The organism is Streptomyces sp. NPDC020747, from assembly GCF_044334695.1.
In the GTDB taxonomy this organism is placed as follows: domain Bacteria; phylum Actinomycetota; class Actinomycetes; order Streptomycetales; family Streptomycetaceae; genus Streptomyces.
On the sequence record NZ_JBIRTJ010000001.1, the window covers coordinates 1,008,428 to 1,028,149 of the forward strand.

The 19,722-nt window shown below is 73.0% G+C and carries 17 protein-coding genes and 1 pseudogene; 7 read left to right on the forward strand and 11 right to left on the reverse strand.

Annotated elements, in window-relative coordinates; all coding sequences use genetic code 11:
- Positions 1 to 63: 63 nt before the first annotated feature.
- The 4 genes from ACH4YP_RS04060 to ACH4YP_RS04075 form a co-directional block, all read right to left on the reverse strand.
- Positions 64 to 1,869, reverse strand: a complete 1,806-nt coding sequence (locus ACH4YP_RS04060; RefSeq protein ID WP_398489239.1) for a hypothetical protein — start codon at positions 1,867 to 1,869, stop codon at positions 64 to 66.
- Positions 1,870 to 1,915: 46 nt separating this feature from the next.
- A complete protein-coding gene (locus ACH4YP_RS04065) occupies positions 1,916 to 2,977 on the reverse strand; it encodes an ATP-binding protein (protein ID WP_398489241.1) in 1,062 nt (353 codons plus the stop codon).
- A gap of 123 nt (positions 2,978 to 3,100) precedes the next feature.
- Positions 3,101 to 5,182: a phage holin family protein gene (locus ACH4YP_RS04070; protein WP_398489243.1), complete on the reverse strand. Its 2,082-nt coding sequence runs from the start codon at positions 5,180 to 5,182 to the stop codon at positions 3,101 to 3,103.
- 165 nt (positions 5,183 to 5,347) lie between these two features.
- A complete protein-coding gene (locus ACH4YP_RS04075) occupies positions 5,348 to 5,773 on the reverse strand; it encodes a hypothetical protein (RefSeq protein WP_361064486.1) in 426 nt (141 codons plus the stop codon).
- Between the two features lie 85 nt (positions 5,774 to 5,858).
- Between ACH4YP_RS04075 and ACH4YP_RS04080 the strand changes: the two are divergent.
- Both ACH4YP_RS04080 and ACH4YP_RS04085 read left to right on the forward strand, forming a co-directional pair.
- A pseudogene (locus ACH4YP_RS04080) lies at positions 5,859 to 6,626 on the forward strand (MBL fold metallo-hydrolase); the annotation flags it as partial.
- Between the two features lie 68 nt (positions 6,627 to 6,694).
- Entirely contained in the window at positions 6,695 to 7,324 is a 630-nt protein-coding gene (locus ACH4YP_RS04085; protein WP_361064480.1) for a VTT domain-containing protein, read from the forward strand.
- A gap of 7 nt (positions 7,325 to 7,331) precedes the next feature.
- Here ACH4YP_RS04085 and ACH4YP_RS04090 read toward each other — a convergent pair whose 3' ends face one another.
- From ACH4YP_RS04090 to ACH4YP_RS04105, 4 genes are all read right to left on the reverse strand, one after another.
- Positions 7,332 to 8,444 carry an MBL fold metallo-hydrolase gene (locus ACH4YP_RS04090; protein WP_398489244.1) on the reverse strand — a complete coding sequence of 371 codons (1,113 nt, stop codon included), beginning with the start codon at positions 8,442 to 8,444 and terminating at the stop codon, positions 7,332 to 7,334.
- A complete protein-coding gene (locus ACH4YP_RS04095) occupies positions 8,441 to 9,682 on the reverse strand; it encodes an aminotransferase class I/II-fold pyridoxal phosphate-dependent enzyme (RefSeq protein WP_398489245.1) in 1,242 nt (413 codons plus the stop codon). Before ACH4YP_RS04095 ends, ACH4YP_RS04090 begins: the two co-directional genes overlap by 4 nt.
- A 174-nt stretch (positions 9,683 to 9,856) precedes the next feature.
- A complete protein-coding gene (locus ACH4YP_RS04100; protein WP_398489474.1) occupies positions 9,857 to 10,537 on the reverse strand; it encodes a hypothetical protein in 681 nt (226 codons plus the stop codon).
- Positions 10,538 to 10,729: 192 nt separating this feature from the next.
- Positions 10,730 to 11,446 (reverse strand): ANTAR domain-containing response regulator, encoded by a 717-nt coding sequence (locus ACH4YP_RS04105; RefSeq protein WP_398489247.1) that lies wholly within the window; start codon positions 11,444 to 11,446, stop codon positions 10,730 to 10,732.
- Between the two features lie 111 nt (positions 11,447 to 11,557).
- Between ACH4YP_RS04105 and ACH4YP_RS04110 the strand changes: the two genes are divergently transcribed.
- Positions 11,558 to 12,697: a PAS domain-containing protein gene (locus tag ACH4YP_RS04110; RefSeq protein ID WP_398489248.1), complete on the forward strand. Its 1,140-nt coding sequence runs from the start codon at positions 11,558 to 11,560 to the stop codon at positions 12,695 to 12,697.
- Positions 12,698 to 12,808: 111 nt separating this feature from the next.
- Here the strand turns inward: ACH4YP_RS04110 and ACH4YP_RS04115 are convergent, their stop codons facing one another.
- Positions 12,809 to 13,600, reverse strand: coding sequence for an RNA polymerase sigma factor SigF (locus tag ACH4YP_RS04115; protein ID WP_361064462.1), 792 nt, complete (start codon positions 13,598 to 13,600; stop codon positions 12,809 to 12,811).
- A 341-nt stretch (positions 13,601 to 13,941) separates the two neighbouring features.
- On the opposite strand from ACH4YP_RS04115, the gene ACH4YP_RS04120 reads away from it, so the two are divergent.
- Complete coding sequence (locus ACH4YP_RS04120) at positions 13,942 to 14,361, forward strand: DUF2795 domain-containing protein (protein WP_361064459.1); 420 nt, start codon at positions 13,942 to 13,944, stop codon at positions 14,359 to 14,361.
- A gap of 85 nt (positions 14,362 to 14,446) precedes the next feature.
- Positions 14,447 to 14,887: a CBS domain-containing protein gene (locus tag ACH4YP_RS04125; protein ID WP_398489250.1), complete on the forward strand. Its 441-nt coding sequence runs from the start codon at positions 14,447 to 14,449 to the stop codon at positions 14,885 to 14,887.
- Positions 14,888 to 15,099: 212 nt separating this feature from the next.
- On the opposite strand, the gene ACH4YP_RS04130 is transcribed toward ACH4YP_RS04125, so the two are convergent.
- Positions 15,100 to 15,336, reverse strand: a complete 237-nt coding sequence (locus ACH4YP_RS04130; RefSeq protein ID WP_189840931.1) for a DUF6158 family protein — start codon at positions 15,334 to 15,336, stop codon at positions 15,100 to 15,102.
- A gap of 103 nt (positions 15,337 to 15,439) precedes the next feature.
- A complete protein-coding gene (locus ACH4YP_RS04135) occupies positions 15,440 to 17,059 on the reverse strand; it encodes an ABC-F family ATP-binding cassette domain-containing protein (RefSeq protein ID WP_398489251.1) in 1,620 nt (539 codons plus the stop codon).
- Positions 17,060 to 17,246: 187 nt separating this feature from the next.
- Here ACH4YP_RS04135 and ACH4YP_RS04140 point away from each other — a divergent pair, with 187 nt between their 5' ends.
- Both ACH4YP_RS04140 and ACH4YP_RS04145 read left to right on the forward strand, forming a co-directional pair.
- Positions 17,247 to 18,740 carry a bifunctional phosphatase PAP2/diacylglycerol kinase family protein gene (locus ACH4YP_RS04140; protein ID WP_398489252.1) on the forward strand — a complete coding sequence of 498 codons (1,494 nt, stop codon included), beginning with the start codon at positions 17,247 to 17,249 and terminating at the stop codon, positions 18,738 to 18,740.
- 128 nt (positions 18,741 to 18,868) lie between these two features.
- Positions 18,869 to 19,684 (forward strand): class I SAM-dependent methyltransferase, encoded by an 816-nt coding sequence (locus ACH4YP_RS04145; protein ID WP_398489253.1) that lies wholly within the window; start codon positions 18,869 to 18,871, stop codon positions 19,682 to 19,684.
- Positions 19,685 to 19,722 lie beyond the last annotated feature (38 nt).

The window sequence follows — 19,722 nt, forward strand, 5'->3', positions numbered from 1 at the left end:
ATGAATCCCTTTCGATCAGGTCCCGGTTTTGGGGTCCGTAGCACCATCCGATCACACTCGGGCTCAGCGCACGCGAAAGACGGGCCCACGTGCGGTGAACGGCAGGGACGAACCCTGCGGGATCAGATAGGCGTGCTCGCGCCGGACGCGCAGGACGTCGCACCAGCCGTCAGTGATGACCAGGATCGGGGCACCCGGCGGGAAGTCCTCGGCGCGGTGCAGCAGATCGATGCCGGGCTGGAGGATGGTCCCGCCGCGACCGTGGACCCGTACCCGGCCCGCGATCTCCGTGACGGGCAGGAAGCCCGCGTCGTGCGGGGCCGCGTCACAGAAGACGACGCGGGCGGCCGGTACGTCACGGGCCTCGGCGTACGAGGCGATGGCGCCCAGTGCCTTGCCGAGGAGGGTGCGGTCCATGGAGCCGGAGGTGTCGAGGACGACGCCGAAGGTGCAGCGGGCGATCTCCTCCGGCGGGAAGTAGCGTCCGGCGCGCGGGATGTCGGGGGTTGCCGCCTGGCGGCGGGCGGGGCGCGCGTAGGTCCGTACCGGCTCGGGGCGGGGCACGAACTCGTCGAACCAGCGGGCGAGTCGGGCGTCCCAGGGCAGCGGCGGATGGCTGAGCGCGCGGATCTCCTCCACCAGTCCGCCGGGCAGGAAGCCGCGGCTCTGCTGCTGGTGCAGGTCGAGGCCGTTGGCGAGGCCACGGCGGTAGAACTCGTCGAGGTCCACATAGTCGCGCGGCGAGCCGAGCGGGCCGCCGAGGATGTCGCCGACGCCCTTGCCGCGCAGGGTGGCGAGCCGTCGCATGCGGCGCAGGTCGGTGGCGAGGCGGTCGTAGACCTCCTCGGCGGAGAGGTCCTTCAACTCCTGGTCGTACAGCAGCCCTTCGGGCATGGTGCCGACCTGCATCTCGACCAGCCAGGCGTTGACGACGTAGTCGCAGGCGACGTTGAAGAGGTACGGGTCGCGGGCGCCGCAGCGGTCGCCGTGGCGCAGCGCGGCGTGCAGCATCTCGTGGGCGAGGACGAACCGCCATTCCTCGTCGTCGAGTTGGCGCAGCGGGTTGATGTAGATCTCGGCCGCCCCCGCGTCGACGGCGGCGACGGAGATGCCGTGCGCGCGGGCGAGTTCGGCGTCCGCGACGATCGTGATGCCCGCCGCGATGCCGCCGAGGAGGGGGTAGGAGGAGACGAACCAGCTCAGCGCCCGCTCCCAGGGCTGCAGCGGGGTGAGGCCGCCGCGCATCGAGTCGCGGCGGCCGCCCGCCATGTCCATCGCGGTGGCCACCGTGCGGGTGAGCGCGTGGGCGAAGGCGAGCTGCCAGTCCGGAGGCCGACCGCCGAGCCAGCTGTCCCAGGGCACCAGCAGCTGGTCCGGCTCGCCGCCCGCCGTGCCGCAGCGCTCGTACATGGGCGGGATGCCGTCGCGGCGCCAGCGCGCGGCGAGCTGCTCCTCGTCGCCGTCGGGGTACGCCATCGGAAGATCCGCCGGCGTCTGGCCGATCGGGAAGCCGAGCAGGAAGCGGTTGACGACGACACAGCGGGCGGCGATGTCGAACCGGTCGGGCTGGGCGCGCAGGCCGGTCGCCGCCGTGACATGCCCGAAGCCGAGATGCAGGGCGCCGTGCGCGACCGCCCAGGCCCACTCGACGGGGTCCGCCCGGCGCTTGGGGTGCACGTGCAGCACGCCGTCGGAGTCGACCCGCACCAGTCCGTCGTCCGGCGCCTCCTCGCAGTCCTCCTGGCGGCAGGTGCTGAACCCGATGGCGGCCAGCGCGCGGTTGGCCCGCACGAGCCGCATCCCCTCGGCGAACGCCTTGGCGGCCAGGTCCTTCTTCCTGGGCTGCTCCTGATTGCGCGTACGGCTCATCGCGTGGCCCCCTCCCGGCCGACGGCCGCCTGCTCACGCGGAACGCTCACCGTCGCGCCTCCACCAGTCGGGGCATGTCGCGGGCCGCCTCCACCAGGAACCAGGCGGGCAGTACGGGGTTGCCGTCCTCGTCCGCGGCGATGACGCTCTGGGCGACCTCGACGGAGATCTCGGCGAGCTGCACGAGCAGGGACTTCGCGCGGTAGGCGGTCTGGCGGCCGCTCGCCGAGGCGTGCTCCTTGCTGGCGGGGAGTTCCTTGACGAGGCGGCCCCGGAAGGACTCCGCGAGGTAGTAGAGGAGGTCGCGGTCCTCAAGGCGGTTCGGCCAGCGGGCCTCGCCCTTCATGATGGCCTCGATACCGAACCGGCTGCGCACGATCTTCACGTAGCCGCAGAAGGCGACCGCGTGCGCGGGCGTCAGCGTGCCGTGCGCGATCACCTTCAGCGTGGGCTCGTCGAGCGCCGGACCGAAGGAGTGCAGCGCGTCGGAGAGCATGTGCCAGGAGCGGGGCGTCGAGAAGGGCTCCTCGGTCTTCGGCGGCTTGGACCAGAGGTGGTCGGGGCGGTCGATGAGGTGGTCGAGCACCCACGGGTGGATGCCGTTGGCCCCGGCCCACACCAGCCAGTCTTTCGGGGACGCCTCCAGGTGCACATGCGCGAGCCGGTTGACCAGCGCCGACGCGATCGGGCGCGCGAGCGCGTTGTCCGTCGCGCGGTTGCCCGCGCCGATCACGATCGAGCCCGCCGGCAGCTCGTAGTTGCCGATGCGCCGCTCCAGGATCAGCGAGTAGAACGCCTTCTGGACGTCCGGTGTCGCCGCGTTCAGCTCGTCCAGGAACAGGCAGTACGGCTCGTCGCGGGCGATCGCCTCGGGCGGGCAGAAGACCGAACGGCCGTCGCGGATCTGCGGTACGCCGATCAGGTCCTCCGGCGCCAGCTGCGTACCCAGCAGACTCACGCACTCAAGTCCCAGCGACTCGGCGAACTCCCGTACCAGGGAGGATTTTCCGATGCCGGGAGCGCCCCAGATGAAGACCGGCCGCACGGTCGCGAGGCCGAGCAGCAGTTCCGGTATACGGGCGGGAGTGACGGTGACGGCTGCCTGCACGCAGTGGCTCCTGGAGGGTGTTCGAGCGGGGCGCGCCGGTGCGCGATGTCCGATGCGAACAGTGTGTGCGGTTCCTCCCCCGGACCGCAGCCCATTTTCGGGGCCCCTGAGAGGTGCGGGTGCCTACGCGACCCGCCGCTCGGGGCCGGTCTCGACGGGGACCTGCGGGCCGTCGCACTCGCGCAGCCAGCGCCGCAGTACGTGGTGGACGGCCTCGGCACCGACCAGCTCCTCCCCGTCCTCGACGGGCGCGGAGAACGTGAGCGGCGACATCAGGAAGGGCCGCCCCTGCGCTCCCCCGAGGCCGCCGTGCGAGCCGATCTGCTCCTCGAACGCGAGGACTTCGCCCTCCTGCGGGTCGTACCAGGAGTTGACCATGATGTCCGCGGTGTGCGGGAACGCGTGCGTGCGGCGTACGGCGTCGGCGGCGCCCGGGCCGAAGTCGGCGAGCGGGCCCGGGTTCTCGTCCAGTTGGTCCAGCGGGATCTCGGCGCCGTTCGCGCCGAGCACCAGGCCGCCGTGCTCCTCGCTGCGTATGAGAACGAAGCCGACGCCGGGGTGGTTGGCGAGGGTGGTCAGCAGGGCCGGGTGGCGGGCGTCGATCTCCTCGCGGCTCATCCGGTGCGGTACGTCCGGGAAGGACACGAGGCCGAGGTTGCCGGAGGCCAGCACGAGCGGCTCCGAGTGGCGGCTGGAGGGGCGGTACTCCTCGGCGCCCTCCTCGACGGGCCTGCGCAGTGCGGCCCGTACGGTGGCCCTGGCCTCGGCGCCGCTGTGGGTGCGGCGTGCCTTGCGGGGCACGGGCAGCCCGCAGCCGGCCCGGACAAGCTCGCCGAGGCCGAGGCCGTAGCGGGCGCGGAAGGTCTCGCCGGGGCTCTGGCCGTGGTCGGACAGCAGGACGATGCGGTACGCGCGCGGGGCGTGCTCGGCGACCTGCGCGAGCAGGGCCAGCGAGCGGTCCAGGCGGCCCAGGACCTTCTCCGTGTCGCGGCTGTGCGGGCCCGAGTGGTGCGCCACCTCGTCGTACGCCACCAGGTCCGCGTAGACCGAGGAGCGTCCGGCGAGCATGTCCCCGATCACCGCGGCGACGACGACGTCCCGCTCGACGACGGTCGCGAAGGCCCGGATGAACGGGTAGAGGCCACCGCGGCCGACGCGGGGGCGGCGCTTCTTGAGGCGGGCCCGGGTGGACTCGCCGATTTCGCGGCCGACGTCGGCGACGAAGGACATGGCGGTTCGGACGGCGTTGGCGGGGTCGGAGAAGTAGGCGAAGTACCCGGCCCGCGAGCGGTTCCTGCTGCCCCGCCTGGCGGCCACGGAGAGCACCAGGGCGAGCTGGTCGGCGCCGCCGCTGAACAGGTTGCCGCGACTCGCGCCGTCCATGGTGAGCAGGCCGCCGTCGCCGGTGCGTGCGACGGCGCGGCGCTGGAGTTCGGCGGCGCTGGTGGGGCGGTTGCAGACCATGACCTCCCGGGTGTCCTTCTCGTACCAGCGGAAGGCGGGGATGTCGTGGTTGGTGCCGTGCAGGATGCCCAGCTGGCTGGCGCCGGTCTGGCTGGACCAGTCGGTGCGCCAGGGGGTGAGCCGGTGGGTGGCGCGGGCCTCCTCGCCGTCGCCGAGCAGGGCGGCGACGGTGGGCATCAGACCGCGTCCGACCGCGTCCAGGAGTACGTCGTGACCGACGCCGTCGAGCTGGAGGAAGACCGTGCCGGGGGTGGACGGGCCCGAGCCCGTTTCGAGCGCGGGCCGCCGTCGGTCGGAGAGCCGGTAGAGCCTGCGTCTGTACGCGTCGTCGTCCCGGACGGCCAGGGCGGCGCCGGTCGCGGAGGCGACGGCCGACATGACCGCGGCGACCACCACGGCGGTCTCCGGGGCGGCCTCGCTCTCTCCCGACGGGATGATGCGCAGGGCGAGCCACAGGAGCGAGCCGTTGAGGAAGAAGACGAGCAGGCCGAGGACGAGGGCGGGGACGAGGAGCAGGGCCCGGACGAGGAGCGGCCACACGACGGAGGAGAGCACGCCGAACGCCCCGGCGCCTAGCGCGGCCGTGATGGCGATCTGCGTCGCGCTGTCCCCGTCGGCGGACTGGATCCTGAAGTCCGGCAGGATCCCGGCGAGCACCAGCATGGTGACCGTGGACACGGCCCACACGGCTACGCTCCGCCAGAGCGCGCTCACCAGCCGCCGCCATCTCGCGCCGCTCACGCCACGCCCACCTCCACCCCGCTCTCAGACCTGCCCCAACCCTGTCACAAGCACGCAAGCCGCTTCGGCGGCGCACAAGGGCACGACGGTCGCTCACCATCGCGGCAGGGGTCGACGGCGGGCCACTCGCACGGGGTGACCCCGGGGTCGGTACCGGGGAAGGCGTCAGCGGCCGTCGTAGCCCGCCGTCGGCATCGACAGACGGCGGTGGACATGGGCCTTCATCTGGGCGTCGTACGCGGGTTCCGCGTGGCCGACCGTCTCGACCCGTACTCCGCGCCGGGCACACTCGGCGGTGAACTCGTCGACGGAGGCGAGCGCCCGCTCCAGGACCCGGCGGCTGGGCGCCACGAACAGGTCGACGAGGCCCGCCTCGGCGTCCTCCCAGAGCGCGCAGTGGTCGGGCCGCAGCCCCCGTACGAGCAGTTCGCGGGTGACGACGTAGCCGTGCTCGGCGGCCCAGCGCGCGCACATGGCGTGCTGGCTGCGCGAGTCCACCAGGAAGGGATCCGCCTCCAGCTCCTCCAACGGCGTCAGACTCGCGATCGTCGTCACGCGAAGCATGCCGGAGGCACGGCGTGTGTCTCCCATGGTGTCCCCCCTCACCTCCGGGTTTCGTCGCAGACCCTACTCCTGCCCGTAGGCTCGGGGGGAGTCGCGCGAGGGAGGCAAAGGAGTGCCGGTGGAGATCACCTGGTGGGGTCACGCCACCTGCACCGTCGAGGACTCGGGCGCACGCGTGCTCACGGACCCGCTCTTCGCGCGCCGGCTCGCGCATCTGCGCAGGCGCCGGGGCGCGCCGCCCCCGCCGGAGGCCGCGGTGGCGGACGTGGCCCTGGTGTCCCATCTGCACGCCGATCATCTGCACGTCCCGTCCCTGGCGCGGCTCGCCCCGGGCACCCGGCTACTGGTGCCGAAGGGCACCCCGCGGGCCGTCCCCGGGCTGCGCAGGCTCAGCCATCTGCGGGTCACCGAGATGGCGAGCGGCGACCGGACAAGGGTCGGTGACCTGGTCGTACAGGCCGTTCCCGCGCGGCACGACGGACGGCGGCTGCCGGTCGGGCCGCACCGGGCGCCCGCCCTCGGCTATGTGATCGAGGGCGAGGCACGGACGTACTTCGCCGGGGACACGGGTCTCTTCGAGTCGATGGCCAAGGAGGTCGGACCGGTCGACGTGGCGCTGCTGCCGGTCGGCGGGTGGGGACCCTATCTGGGCGAGGGGCACCTGGACGCGGGGCGGGCGGCCGAGGCGCTGGCCCGTCTGCGGCCGGGGAGCGCGGTGCCGGTGCACTACGGCACGTACTGGCCGATCGGGATGGATGCCGTGCGCCCCCATGAATTCCACGCGCCCGGCGAGGAGTTCGTGCGCCTGGCAGCCGAGCGCGCGCCCGAGGTGGCGGTGCACCTTCTGGAACACGGACAGCGTGTGCGGCCGCGGGTCGCGGGGTACCGGTCGTCCCCGAGGGACGCGCCGGCCGGCCGGGGCGACGACGAGCGGGAGGGCGAAGCCCGGTGAGGGATGTGCTCGCCGCCGTGGTCACGACCGTGCCGCCCGAGTCCACCCAGCAGGCGCTCGGCTATCCGTCGCTGTTCCTGCTGGTGCTGATCGGGGCGCTGGTGCCCGTCGTGCCGACGGGTGCCCTGGTGAGTTCGGCGGCGGTGGTGGCCTTTCACCAGACCGCGCCGTTCTCGATGGTGCTGGTCTTCGTGGTGGCGGCCTTCGCGGCGTTCCTCGGGGATGTCGCGCTGTACTGGCTCGGGCGCCGTGGCATGAGGTCGAAGAACGGGTCGCGTTGGCTGGCCGCGATCCGGGACCGTGCGCCGGAGGACCGGCTGGCGCAGGCGCAGGAGAAGCTCGCGGAGCACGGCGTGGCCGTGCTGGTGTTGTCGCGGCTGGTGCCGGCCGGGCGTATTCCGGTGATGCTGGCTTGCCTGATGGCCAAGTGGCCGTTGCGGAGGTTCGCCCGGGGGGATGTGCCGGCGTGCCTGGCGTGGGCCGCGACGTATCAACTCATCGGGGTGGCCGGGGGTTCCCTGTTCAAGGAACCCTGGGAGGGTGTGGTGGCGGTGGTCGTCCTGACCGTTGTGATCAGCGTGGCCCCGGGGCTCTGGCGGCGGTTGCGCAGTTCCCCGCGCCCCTGAAAGAGCCTCAGCCGAGCACCCTTGAGGCGCCCACCGGCAGGTCCCACAGGTGCTCCCTCGCCAAGCCTGCCTTCTCCCATGCCGTACGCACTCGGGTCAGGGGCTCCAGGACCGGCTCCGCCGACAGGACGAACGTGCCCCAGTGCATGGGAGCCATGCGGCGGGCGCCCAGGTCCTCGGTGGCCCGGACCGCGTCCTCGGGGTCGCAGTGGACGTCGCTGAGCCACCAGCGCGGGTCGTACGCGCCGATGGGGAGCAGGGCCAGGTCGATACCGGGGTAGCGGGCGCCGATGCGGGAGAACCAGTGGCCGTATCCCGTGTCGCCCGCGAAGTACACACGCCGGCCGTCGGACGCGGTGAGGACCCAGCCGCCCCACAGGGTGCGGCAGGTGTCGTGGAGGCTGCGCTTGGACCAGTGGTGGGCCGGTACGAAGTCGAGGCGGATGCCGTTCAGTTCGGCCGCCTCCCACCAGTCCAGCTCGGTGACGTGCGAGAACCGGCGGCGCCGGAACCAGCGGCCGAGCCCGGCCGGGACGAACACGGGGGTGTCGCGCGGGAGTCGGCGCAGCGTCGGCGCGTCCAGGTGGTCGTAGTGGTTGTGGCTGATGACGACCGCGTCGATGCGTGGCAGTGCGCTCCAGGCCACGCCGACGGGCGTGATCCGGGCGGGAGTTCCGAGGATCTTGCGGGACCACACCGGGTCGGTGAGCACGGTGAGCCCGCCGATCCGGATCACCCAACTGGCGTGCCCCGCCCAGGAGACGGCGATCGTGCGGGCGTCCACCCGGGGCAGCGGGCCCGGCTCGTAAGGAAGTCGGGGAATGTCGGCGAGCCCCTCGGGACCGGGCCGCAGCGCGCCCTCGCGGGCGAACCGGGCGAAGCCGCTCAGGCCCGGCAGCGGGGCGGTCAGCCGGTCCGCGAACGAGCGGGGCCAGACGCGGCGTTCGCCGAGCGGACGGGGTTCGGCGAGCGGTCGGGGTTCGGCGAGCGGGGTTCCGACGGCGGACGCGAACGCGGGTGAGGACGGAGTGGAGGGCGGAGGAGAGGACGACGCCGGATCTTCGGCGTCCGTGGATGCGGTGGTCGTGGTGGTCGTGGTCGACTCGGACTGCTGCGTCATCGAGGGGACTCCCGTCGCCGAGCGTCATCGTCATCGCGGAGATCGGCGAGTGCCGAGCCCAGCAGACTCAACGCGCGTTCCACATGCGGCAATTCCAGAGGTTCCGGTGACGTGAGAGACGCCGTTCGCTCGTCGTGGGTTGTGCCGAGGAAGGGGCCGGTGGCCAGGCGTACGCGCAGTGCGCCGAGGTCGTCGCCGAAGCGGTGGCCGCCGGGCACGGGCATGCCGAGGCGGTCGGTGAGGAAGTCCTCCAGTTCCTGGGCGTCGCCGACACCGCGCGCGGTCAGCGCGGAGCGCAGCGGGCCGAGGTCCGCGTACACGTGGCGGCCCGCGCGCGGGGGCCGGGCGAGGGCGCCCGCGCCCACGAGGGTGTGGTGCGCGGCGGTGGCCACGCGCGCGTGCAGGCGTACCGACGCGGCGAGGCGGTGCGTGATGTCGTCGGGCTCGGCGAGCGCGTACGCGGCCGCCGCGGCGACCGGGGCCGCGATCCGGGCGTCGAGCGCGGTCAGTACGTCGAGGACGCGGTCGCGCAGCCGGGTGCCGGTGTCGTTGGCGGGGAAGCGGGCGATCGCGGCGGGCCAGCCGGGCGGCAGGAAGGGTCCGGCGAGGTCGGTCAGGACCGTGACGTGTTCCGGCAGCATCTCGGCGGGGCTCAGGAACACGGTGTCGTGCGGTTCGTGCAGGGTGTCGCGCCAGGTCTCGTCGCTGACCACGTGCAGCCCCTCGCCCACGGCCGCCTCGATGGCCTCGTGGACCACCTCGGGCGGCGCGACGGTGGCGGTGGGGTCGTCGGCGACGGACAGGACGAGCAGCCGCGGGTCACCGCCCTCGGCGCGTACTCGGCGCACGGTCTCCAGGAGGGCGTACGGGTCCGGGACTCCGCCGCACTCGGCGGGTGTCCCCACGTGGAAGACGGATCTGCCCAGCAGGCGTGCCTGCGGCGCCCACCAGGCCGCGCAGGGGCGCGGCACGAGAACGTCGCCGCCGAGCGCGGCGGTCAGGGCGAGGAGGAGTGCGGGGGCGCCTGGCGCCGCGGCCGTCCGGTGGCGGTCGGCGGACAGTCCGCGCCGGGCCCAGTAGGCGAGGGCGGCGTCCAGGAGGGCGGGTCCGCCGCCGGTCGGTTCGGTGTGCGCGCCGGTCGCGGCGGCGGCGAGTCCGGGCGGCACCGGCAGGTCCTGGCCGGGGAGCGGTGGGCCGTATCGGACGGGGCCGTGGCCTTCCGGATCGATCCGCCGCATACGTGCCTCCGCGCAGTGATCCGTGGACCGGCCGTCGGCCTGGGGACCGCACCTCCGTGGATCGCGGATCCGTGGACGCCGGTCCGTGGTCCGTCGTGGTTCCCACGGTGCCTGTCGTGCCCCTGTGCTTCGAGTACCCAAAGCTCTGCGTACCCAGTGGATCGCGCCGTCAACTCAGCCGTTCGAGGACGACTCCCGGCGGCGCAGTCTGTGGACGGCGGCGCCGGCCGCGCCCGCGATGAGGACACCGCCCGTGACCAGAGCGGCGGTGGAGTCGGTGAAGGTACCGCCCTCGCCCGCGTGCACCCCGCGCTGGACCGCGGCCCCCTCGTCACGGGAACCGTCACGGGAACTGTCGTGGGAGTCCTCGCGGGAGCCCTCACGGGACGCGGTGAAGGACGCGCTCCACTGCTTTCCCTGGCCACCGGGCGCGGCCGGACAGGTGCCGTCGACACTCCACTCGGCACCCTTGCCGACCGCGTCGCCCCTGCCTGCCGCACTGTCCTCGCCGGCCGCACCGTCCTTGCCGACGGTGTCGGGCCCGCCCTCCTCGAAGTTCGCGGCGGGCGCGATACGGGCGGTGCCGCTGTAGGCCGGACCTCCCGCGGCGTCCTCCGCACCCGCGGCCTTGTGCAGCTGGACGGTGCCGTGCTCGAAGGCCTGTGAGGTGGCGTCGATGGTCTCGGGTGCGGGACCGCCCGTCGGTTCGCAGGACACGGAGACGGTGACCGTGCCGCCGGGGGCCACTGTGCGGGGGCTGACCTCCGCCCCCGGGTTCTCGGCGGCGGCCACGGTGGCGCCCAGGGCGACGGCGGTGAGGGCGGTGGCGGACAGGGCGCGGACGGTACGGCGCATGCGCATGGGGCTCGGGCTCCTTCGGCCGGCGGCTTGGGACCCCCACGCCCGTGGACGGCGGCGGAGGCGGGGCACGACCGACATGCCCCGCAGCCCATCAGAGCCCGGCCGCCGCCCGGGCGCGCGCGGCCGGACACCATTCGTGCCACGCGGACGCCCGGGCGGGTGACACCGCACGGCCGCCGTACCGTCTCAGTCCGACAGGGACACCAGTTCCCGTTCCAGGCCGCGGCCCCGTGAGTCCACGAGGGCCGAGGCGACCTCGGACAGTTTGCGGTTGGTTCCCTGCGAGACGCGGCGCAGAACCTTGAAGGCCGCGTCCGCGTCGCAGGCCAGCGCATGCATGACGATGCCGCACGCCTGGTCGACGACGGGGCGGGTGCGCAGCGCGGCGCCCAGCTGGTCGAGCTCGGTGAGCGCGGCGCGGTAGGAGCGGTCACGGACGAGACAGGTGGCGGCAAGATCGCCGAGGGCCCGGGCGGGTCCGTGCGGAGCGTCCTCCAGTCCGCCCGCGCGGAAGCTGTACAGGCTGAGGGTGACCGTCAGGCCCGCCCGGCGGAAGGGAAGGGTGACGCTGGAGCGCACGCCCGAGTCGAGCGCCATCGCCCGGTACCGCGGCCAGCGCTCCTCGCACAGCAGGTCGCCCGACTCGACGGGCTCACCGCGCTCCAGCGCGGCCGGGATCGGGCCCTCGCCGGAGCGGAGCTGCAGCGAGACGAGTGCGGCGAGGTCCGGGTGCGTCACCGCGGCCGGCCGCTCCATACCACCGTCGGAGACCGTCGTACCCGCGCCGCAGCAGTCGGTGGTGCAGCGGACGGCCTGCTCGGCGAGTTCCGACAGCCGACGACCCGGAAGTGCAGATTCCGGGGATGTCGTACCCCGGGGCCCAAGATGTTCAGTGTCCGGCATGCTTCGCACCTCCTGATTCCTCCGCCTTCCCGCTCACCTGCGGAGAAAACGACGTCGAGGCGCCCCGCCACGGCCTCCCCGGACGCGGGCGTGAAGAGCTACGTTCGTCGCATGGCGCAGACGGAGGAATTCGGTGAGGAACTCGCGGATTTCGTGCGCCGTGTCGCGGAGTTGAAGGCGGCACGGTCCGTGCCCCACGACGACCTGCCCACCGTGCTGGACACGGCGATCTTCGAACTCGACCACGTGGCCGGCCAGTTGTGGCCGTGGTACGAGCGGCTGACGGCCACCGGCACCACGAACACGTCCTCCGCCGACCGTCAGGAACAGCAGCTGCTGAAGGCGATCTTCCAACGGCTGCCGCTGCCCGTCGCGCTGATCGACCGTGAGACGGTGGTCCGCAGGCTGAACTTCGCGGGCACCAACTTCACTGGTGTCAGGGCCGGTTACGCGACGGGCCGCCCGCTCTCCGGCTTCCTCGCGCACGCGGACCGGGCCGCGTTCCGCTCACAGACGGCGGCGGTGGCACGCGGTGACGGCGACCGCAGCCTCACGGTCCATCTCCAGCAGCGCCCGGCCGTTCCCGTGCGCGCGACGCTCACCGCGCTGCGGCCGAGCGGCGAGCCGCGTACCGCCGTCCTCGTGGTGCTCCAGTCCGCCGGGGTGCGGGCACCGTCGGCCGGGGGCGGGCCGGGGCCCGTGCCGGACCTCGGCGAGACGACACGGCACGCGGCACTGATGGACCTGCTGGACGCGATGACCACGGCACTGCTGAGCGAGCCCGCCAGGACCCGGGCCGCCGTGCTGGAGCGGGCGGCGCGGGTGCTGCACGGGCGGTTCGCGGACTGGGTGGTGGCCGACGAGGGGGCCGCGCGGCTGTGCCGTACGACCGTCCTGGGACCGGTGGACCAGCGGGACCAACGGGACGTACGAGCCGGGGACCTGGAGGCGCAGGACCCTGCCGCGTGCCCGCTCGTCGTCGAGGCGGCGCGGGCCGGTTCCACGGCCCTCCAGGTGCGCCCGGAGGACCCGGACGCCTTCGGCCGCGACGCCTCCGGCGCCCCCGTCCTGGTCCGCACGAACGTCACGTCCCTCCTCTGCGTCCCCCTCACCCTCGACGGCGCGGCCCAGGGCGTCCTCACCCTCTTCCGCACCGGCCCCCGCCTGGCCTTCTCCATGGCGGAGGCCCAGGCAATGGACCTGATGTCCCGTCACATAGCCTTGGCGCTGGGCAACTTGGGGCGCCCTTAAAGAGGCGCGGGGCTGTGACACTCTGCGGCTCCGCCGCGTGGGCGCGGGCAACCGCAGCGGACCCACACCCATCCACACCCGCACGCAGGACCCCGCCGAACCGCCGGAGGCCTACGCGACGTCTTGCAGAACCTGATCCCGCAGCCTGCTGCAACACCGGCTGATCAGCCGGGAGACGTGCATCTGCGAGATCCCGAGCTGCTCGGCGATCCGGCTCTGCGTCATGTCCGCGAAGAACCGCATGTACAGGATGGCCCGTTCACGCTCGGGCAACGCCTCCAGCCGCGGCTTGACCGCCTCACGGTCGATGACGACGTCGAGCGCCGGATCGGCCGAGCCGAGCGCGTCGCTCAGCGAGTATCCGTCCTCGCTGCCCGGGAGTTCGGCGTCGAGCGAGAGCGCCGTGAAGCTCTCCAGGGCCTCAAGACCGGTGCGTACGTCCTCCTCGCTCATCTGCGCGTGCTCGGCGATCTCGGTGACCGTGGGCCGGCGGCCCGGGATGGTCTGGGAGAGGTCCTGGCGGGCGAAGCGGACGCGGTTGCGCAGGTCCTGGACCCGGCGCGGCACGTGCAGGGTCCACATGTGGTCACGGAAGTGACGCTTGATCTCACCCGTGATGGTGGGTACGGCGTAGCTCTCGAAGGCGTTGCCGAGTTCGGGGTCGTAGCGGTCGACGGCCTTGACCAGGCCCATGGCCGCGACCTGCCGCAGGTCGTCGTAGTTCTCGCCACGGTTGCGGAAACGGCCTGCCAGGCGGTTCGCCATGGGCAGCCAGGCCTCGATGATCCGCTCCCGGAGAGTGTCGCGCTGCTGCCCCGGAGGCAACGAGGCGAGCCTGCGGAAGTCCTCCGCGGTGTCCGGGGCGTCGTCATGGGGGTGCCTGGCGCTCGCGTGAGTTCGCATGGTGCGTGCAACTCCCTTGAGGGGTGCCTTGGTTGGGCGGTCAACCGAGGGAGCGCACCTGGCCGGACGGGCACACCCGTGGCGGGGGATACACCGCTCCCACGGACGTGCCTCCTGTCCGAAGCACTGTGTCTTCGCCTGCCCCTCGACTTCCCGGGCAAACGCGACTTGCCCGGCTCAGTGGCTCAATGTGGCGCCGTCGGTCGTGACCTGTCCTTCCCCAAAGGGATCACAGCAAAGGGTGGAGACCGAGTCTCGTGGTCGCGGATGGAGCAAACCCCCGTGTCGATGTTCGGGAGACGGGTACGCGAGGGTCCACCCCCGAACAGCTGGAGGGACACATGGAGCGAGGCAGCAACCGCCTCAGCGTCCACCGGGACGAGGAGATGAAGCACGAACTGCAGGGCCTGCTGAGGTCCGGCCGTCCGACCCGCGTGGAGGAGTGGCACGATCCGGAGCCGATCGCCGACGACGATCCGCCGGTCGCCGGCGGCCCGGTGACGCCGGGCTCGGACCGGGGCTCGGTGGCCGCCGTCCGCCTGGAACTGGCGCGCCACCTGGGCCGTACGTCGTTCCCCGCGGGTCCTCGTGAGCTGACCGGCGTCCTGCGGGCCCGGTACGCGCCGGACACGCTCGTCGAAGCGCTGGAGCGGCTGCCGGGCGGCGCGCGCTTCGCGAACGCCCAGGAACTGGCCGATGCCGTCGTGCGCTCCGCCGAGAGCGGGGCCGAGGCGCCCGAAGAGCCGGCGCCGGACGCATGACCGGCCGTCTCAGGGGTACTGCGGGCGACGTCACACCGACGTAGCCGTACCCCTTCGCCGGGGAACGGAGGAAAGGCCCACAGCCATGGCTGTTTTCGTGAGGGAAGTCATGACGCCAGGCGTCGTCTCGGTCCGCCCGGACGCCTCGCTCGTCGAAGCCGCTCAGCTCATGCGGGCCCAGGACATCGGCGATGTCCTGGTGGCGGGCGACCACGCTCTCATCGGCGTCCTGACCGACCGCGACATCGCGCTGCGCGCGGTCGCGAACGGTGTCGACCCGCTGACGGTGAGCGCCCGGTCAATGTGCACGCCCGATCCGGTCGTGGTGGGCCCGGACGACGGGGTGGCGGCGGCGGTCGCGCTGATGCGCGACCACGCCGTGCGCCGGCTCCCGGTCGTCGAGGACGGCCAGGCGGTCGGCATGGTCACCCTGGGCGACCTGGCCATCGCCGAGAACCCGGACTCGGCCCTGGCGGAGATCAGCCGCGCGGCCCCGTACGGCCCCGGAGGCAGGACCGGCATGTGACGCGAACAGACCCACGCGGCGGCACCTTCATCTCGCGCAGCTCGTGTCTGAGCCTGAGTACGGACGTCCGCAGCGCGGGCGGCACCCGGGGCGCCGTCCGCAGCGCGGGCGGCACCCGGGGCGACGAACAGGTGGTCGCCGCCCGTTCCGCTGGGGCATACGCCCGCCCGGTAGGGCCTACGCCGGTTCAGCCGCGCCGCCCGCCGCGCGCGTCACCGGCTCGCGTCCGGGTGCCTCTCCCGTGCCCCCGCCCGGGTCCGGCCCAGGGCGACCGGGCGGCGCGGGTTCCGGCGCAGATACTCGCCCTCCAGTTCCGCCATCCGGACGTTGTGCGTGCGCAGCGCGTCGTTCGAGCCGTGCAGCAGCGTGTCGTGGCGGGTGCGATGGATCGTCTCCAGCTCTTTCATCAGCTGCTGATCGTCCAGGCTGCCCGGGTCGACTCCGGTCATGGCGCTACCCCGATCGTCGTGTCTCCCTCCACCTTACGAACACCGGGGCACACTCGCGCCCCCTCGGGGACGCGGGGAACCGCGCGCCCGGCCCGGCGGAGAGCTACCGGACCCGCTCAACCCGGCGCTCGTCCCACACCGGCTCCGCCGACTCCCGCACCCGTCCGTCGCTGCCGAACACCAGATACCGGTCGAACGAACGGGCGAACCAGCGGTCGTGCGTGACCGCGAGAACCGTGCCCTGGAAGGCCTCCAACCCCTCCTGAAGGGCCTCGGCCGACTCCAGGTCGAGGTTGTCCGTGGGCTCGTCCAGAAGCAGCGCCGTACAGCCCTCCAGCTCCAGGAGGAGGATCTGGAAACGGGCCTGCTGCCCGCCGGAGAGCCGGTCGAAGCGCTGCTCGGCCTGGGCCGTCAGCTCGTAGCGCCGCAGCCGGGAAGCGGCGGCGCCGCGGTCCTGGGAGTGCTCGGACCACAGGATGTCGAGCAGGGTGCGCCCCTCCAGCTCGGGGTGGGCGTGCGTCTGCGCGCAGTGGCCGGGCACGACGCGCGCGCCGAGCTTCCACTCTCCCGCGTGCGTGACGTCGCCGCCCGCGAGGAGCCGCAGGAAGTGCGACTTGCCGGAGCCGTTCGAGCCGAGCACGGCGACCCGCTCGCCGTAGAAGACCTCCAGGTCGAAGGGTTTCATCAGCCCGGTCAGTTCGAGTCCCTTGCAGGTCACGGCCCGTACGCCGGTGCGGCCGCCGTGCAGGCGCATGGTGATGTCCTGCTCGCGTGGCGGCTCCGGCGGCGGTCCCGCCTCCTCGAACTTGCGGAGCCTGGTCTGCGCGGCCTGGTAGCGGGAGGCCAGCTCATGGCTGATGGAGGCCGCCTGCCGCAGGTTGAGCACCAGCTTCTTCAGCTGGGCGTGCTTCTCGTCCCAGCGCCGCCGCAGCTCCTCGAAGCGCGCGAAGCGCTCCCGGCGTGCCTCGTGGTACGTGTCGAAGCCGCCGCCGTGCACCCAGGCGTCGGCGCCGGCCGGCCCGGGCTCGACGCTCACGATCTTCTCGGCGGAGCGGGCGAGCAGCTCCCGGTCGTGGGAGACGAACAGGACCGTCTTGCGGGTCTCCCGCAGCCGCTCCTCCAGCCAGCGCTTGCCGGGGACGTCGAGGTAGTTGTCCGGCTCGTCGAGCAGCAGCACCTCGTCGGTGCCGCGCAGCAGCGCCTCCAGGACGAGCCGCTTCTGCTCACCGCCGGAGAGCGTGCGCACCTCACGGAACTGCGCCTTGTCGTACGGGATGCCGAGCGCGGCCGTGGTGCACATGTCCCAGAGGGTCTCGGCCTCGTACCCCTGGACCTCCGCCCAGTCGGAGAGCGCCTGCGCGTAACTCATCTGGGCGGCCTCGTCGTCCACGGTCATGATGAGGTGCTCGGCCCGGTCGACGGCCTCGGCGGCCTCCCGGATGCGCGGCTGGGAGACCGACACGAGCAGGTCCCGGACGGTCGACTCGTCCCGTACGGATCCCACGAACTGGCGCATCACGCCGAGACCGCCGCTCACCGTGACGGTGCCGGCGTGCGGCTTCAGCTCGCCGGAGATCAGCCGCAGCAGTGTCGTCTTACCGGCTCCGTTGGGCCCGACCAGCGCGACCACGGCCCCTTCGCCCACCCGGAAGGACACATCGCCGAGCAGCGCCCTCCCGTCGGGGAGGTAGTACTCCAGGTGCGCGGCTTCCAGATGTCCCATGGTTGGGCATTGTCCGGGGTGGGCGGGGCGCGCGGCAAACGGGTTACCCGACCGGCGGACCGGAGCGACGGACCGGAGTGGCGGACAGGGGCGGCGGACGGAGGACAGACAGGTCGCATAGGTCACACAACCGGTTCTCGTCGAACCGACATGCGCGGCAGGGCCCCGTCTGGGTACACGATGGTGCATGACCGCAGACCTCGACCTCACCGTCACCGGACCCGGCCACGCCCTGCGCGACCGGCTGCTGGCCCTCGACTTCCGCATCTTCGAGGCCGTGGCGGCCCGGCACTGGCCGGGCGCCGACCCACTGCTGCCGAAGCTGAGCCGCAGCGCGAACCACGGTCTGCTGTGGTTCGGCACGGCGGCGGCGCTCGCGGCGACGCGTTCGCCGCGGGCCCGCCGCGCGGCCGTCCGCGGTGTCGCCTCGCTGGCCCTGGCCTCGGCCACCATCAACACCCTCGGCAAGCGCTCTGTGCGCCGCCCGCGCCCCCTGCTGGACGCGGTACCTCTGGTCCGGCAGCTGAAGCGCCAGCCGATCACCACCTCGTTCCCGTCGGGGCACTCGGCGTCGGCGGCGGCCTTCGCGACCGGTGTCGCCCTTGAGTCCCGTCCCCTGGGCGCGATGGTGGCGCCGGTGGCCGCCGCGGTGGCCCTCTCCCGTATCTACACGGGCGCGCACTTCCCGAGCGACGTGCTCGTCGGGGCGGCGTTCGGCGCGGGCGCCGCCTTCGCCGTACGCGGCCTGGTGCCGACCCGCGACCAACTGCCCCCACCCGGCCGTCCGCGCGCGGACGCGCCCGCGCTGCCGGACGGGGAGGGCCTGGTCATGGTGGTCAACAAGGCGGCGGGCAGCTCGGACCGCGTCCGCGCCCTCGGTGACGCCCTGCCACGCGCCGAGCTCGTGGAGTGCGAACCGGCCGAGCTGCGGGCCGAGTTGGAGAAGGCGGCGGCCCGAGCCGAGGTGCTCGGCGTCTGCGGCGGCGACGGCACGGTCAACGCCGCCGCCACCGTGGCCCTGCGCCACCGCCTCCCGCTCGCCGTGCTGCCCGGCGGCACGCTCAACCACTTCGCGCAGGACCTGGGCGTGGAGGACGTACGCGATCTGAGCCAGGCCCTGCAAGAAGGCGATGCCGTACGGGTCGACGTGGGCCTGTTCTCCGCCGACGGCGCGGAGGGCTACTTCCTCAACACCTGCAGCCTCGGCGTCTATCCGGAGCTGGTGCGCGAACGGGACCGCTGGTCGAAGCGGATCGGCGGCTGGCCGGCCGGAGTGGTCGCGACCCTGCGCGTGCTGCGCGCCGACCGGCACCCCCTCAAGGCCGAACTCAGCGGCAAGGAGCACCCGTTGTGGCTCCTGTTCGCCGGAAATGGCACGTACCACCGGATGGGTCCGGTGCCCGCCCGCCGCTACGACCTCGCGGACGGCCGCCTGGACGTACGGGTCGTGCACGGGGGCCGCTTCCCGGCCGTACGCCTCCTCGCCGCAGCCGTCGCCGGGCCGCTCACCCGCTCACCCGCGCACGCGGCGGTCCGCGTCGGCGCGCTCCGCGTGGAGGGCGTCGAGCCCGGCACCCTGCTGGCCTACGACGGCGAGGTCACCACCGTGGAGGGCGAGGTGACGCTGCGAAAGCTGCCCGAGGCGCTGACGGTGTACCGGCCGCTCCAGCAACGACGCTGACGAGACCCGAATGGTCCGCATGGCAAGACGCAGGTCTCATCATTCGACATGGCGGCGTACGGTAACACGTATCGCTCGCGGAGCGGCTCCGCAGGCCCGTCCGAGAGTCACGAGGGAATGGGGACGCCATGTCGAAGGAGACCGCCGTCTACACGCACGGCCACCACGAGTCCGTGCTGCGCTCGCACACCTGGCGCACGGCCCTGAACTCGGCGGCCTACCTCCTCCCCTCGCTCAAGCCCCACATGAGGATCCTGGACATCGGCTGCGGGCCCGGGACCATCACCGCAGACCTGGCGGAACTGGTCCCGGACGGACACGTCACCGCCGTCGACCACGCGCCGGGCATCCTGGACCAGGCACGGGCCACGGCGGCCGAACGGGGCCTGGAGAACGTGGAGTTCGCGGTCGCGGACGTCCACGCGCTGGAGTATCCGGACGACACCTTCTGCGTCGTCCACGCACACCAGGTGCTGCAGCACGTGGGCGACCCGGTGCGGGCGCTGCGCGAGATGTACCGGGTCACGAAACCTGGCGGCTTCGTGGCCGTCCGCGACTCGGACTACGCGGCGATGACCTGGTACCCGCTGTCGCGGGGCATGAACGACTGGCTGGATCTCTACCGGCGGGTGGCCCGCGCGAACGGCGGCGAGCCGGACGCCGGGCGGCGCCTGAGGTCCTGGGCGCTGACGGCCGGCTTCACCGACGTCACCAGCTCGTCGAGCACCTGGTGCTACGCCACCGCCGAGGAGCGCGCCTGGTGGAGCGGCCTGTGGGCGGACCGTACGGTCGCCTCCGCGTACGCGGACCGCGCCACGGAGGGCGGTCACGCGACGGCGGAGCAGCTGAACACGGTCTCGGAGGCCTGGCGGGAGTGGGGGCGGCAGGAGGACGCCTGGTTCTCCGTCCTGCACGGGGAAATTCTCTGCCGGAAACCGGCCTGATTTCCTTGATCCGGGAAACCCGGCCAGCAGGAGGTAAT

Coding starts and splice junctions, on each gene's coding strand:
- ACH4YP_RS04060 (WP_398489239.1), bottom strand. CDS start 1,869: ATGAGCCGTACGCGCAATCAGGAGCAGCCCAGGAAGAAGGACCTGGCC.
- ACH4YP_RS04075 (WP_361064486.1), bottom strand. CDS start 5,773: ATGGGAGACACACGCCGTGCCTCCGGCATGCTTCGCGTGACGACGATC.
- ACH4YP_RS04090 (WP_398489244.1), bottom strand. CDS start 8,444: ATGACGCAGCAGTCCGAGTCGACCACGACCACCACGACCACCGCATCC.
- ACH4YP_RS04095 (WP_398489245.1), bottom strand. CDS start 9,682: ATGCGGCGGATCGATCCGGAAGGCCACGGCCCCGTCCGATACGGCCCA.
- ACH4YP_RS04100 (WP_398489474.1), bottom strand. CDS start 10,537: ATGCGCCGTACCGTCCGCGCCCTGTCCGCCACCGCCCTCACCGCCGTC.
- ACH4YP_RS04105 (WP_398489247.1), bottom strand. CDS start 11,446: ATGCCGGACACTGAACATCTTGGGCCCCGGGGTACGACATCCCCGGAA.
- ACH4YP_RS04110 (WP_398489248.1), top strand. CDS start 11,558: ATGGCGCAGACGGAGGAATTCGGTGAGGAACTCGCGGATTTCGTGCGC.
- ACH4YP_RS04115 (WP_361064462.1), bottom strand. CDS start 13,600: ATGCGAACTCACGCGAGCGCCAGGCACCCCCATGACGACGCCCCGGAC.
- ACH4YP_RS04120 (WP_361064459.1), top strand. CDS start 13,942: ATGGAGCGAGGCAGCAACCGCCTCAGCGTCCACCGGGACGAGGAGATG.
- ACH4YP_RS04125 (WP_398489250.1), top strand. CDS start 14,447: ATGGCTGTTTTCGTGAGGGAAGTCATGACGCCAGGCGTCGTCTCGGTC.
- ACH4YP_RS04130 (WP_189840931.1), bottom strand. CDS start 15,336: ATGACCGGAGTCGACCCGGGCAGCCTGGACGATCAGCAGCTGATGAAA.
- ACH4YP_RS04135 (WP_398489251.1), bottom strand. CDS start 17,059: ATGGGACATCTGGAAGCCGCGCACCTGGAGTACTACCTCCCCGACGGG.
- ACH4YP_RS04140 (WP_398489252.1), top strand. CDS start 17,247: ATGACCGCAGACCTCGACCTCACCGTCACCGGACCCGGCCACGCCCTG.
- ACH4YP_RS04145 (WP_398489253.1), top strand. CDS start 18,869: ATGTCGAAGGAGACCGCCGTCTACACGCACGGCCACCACGAGTCCGTG.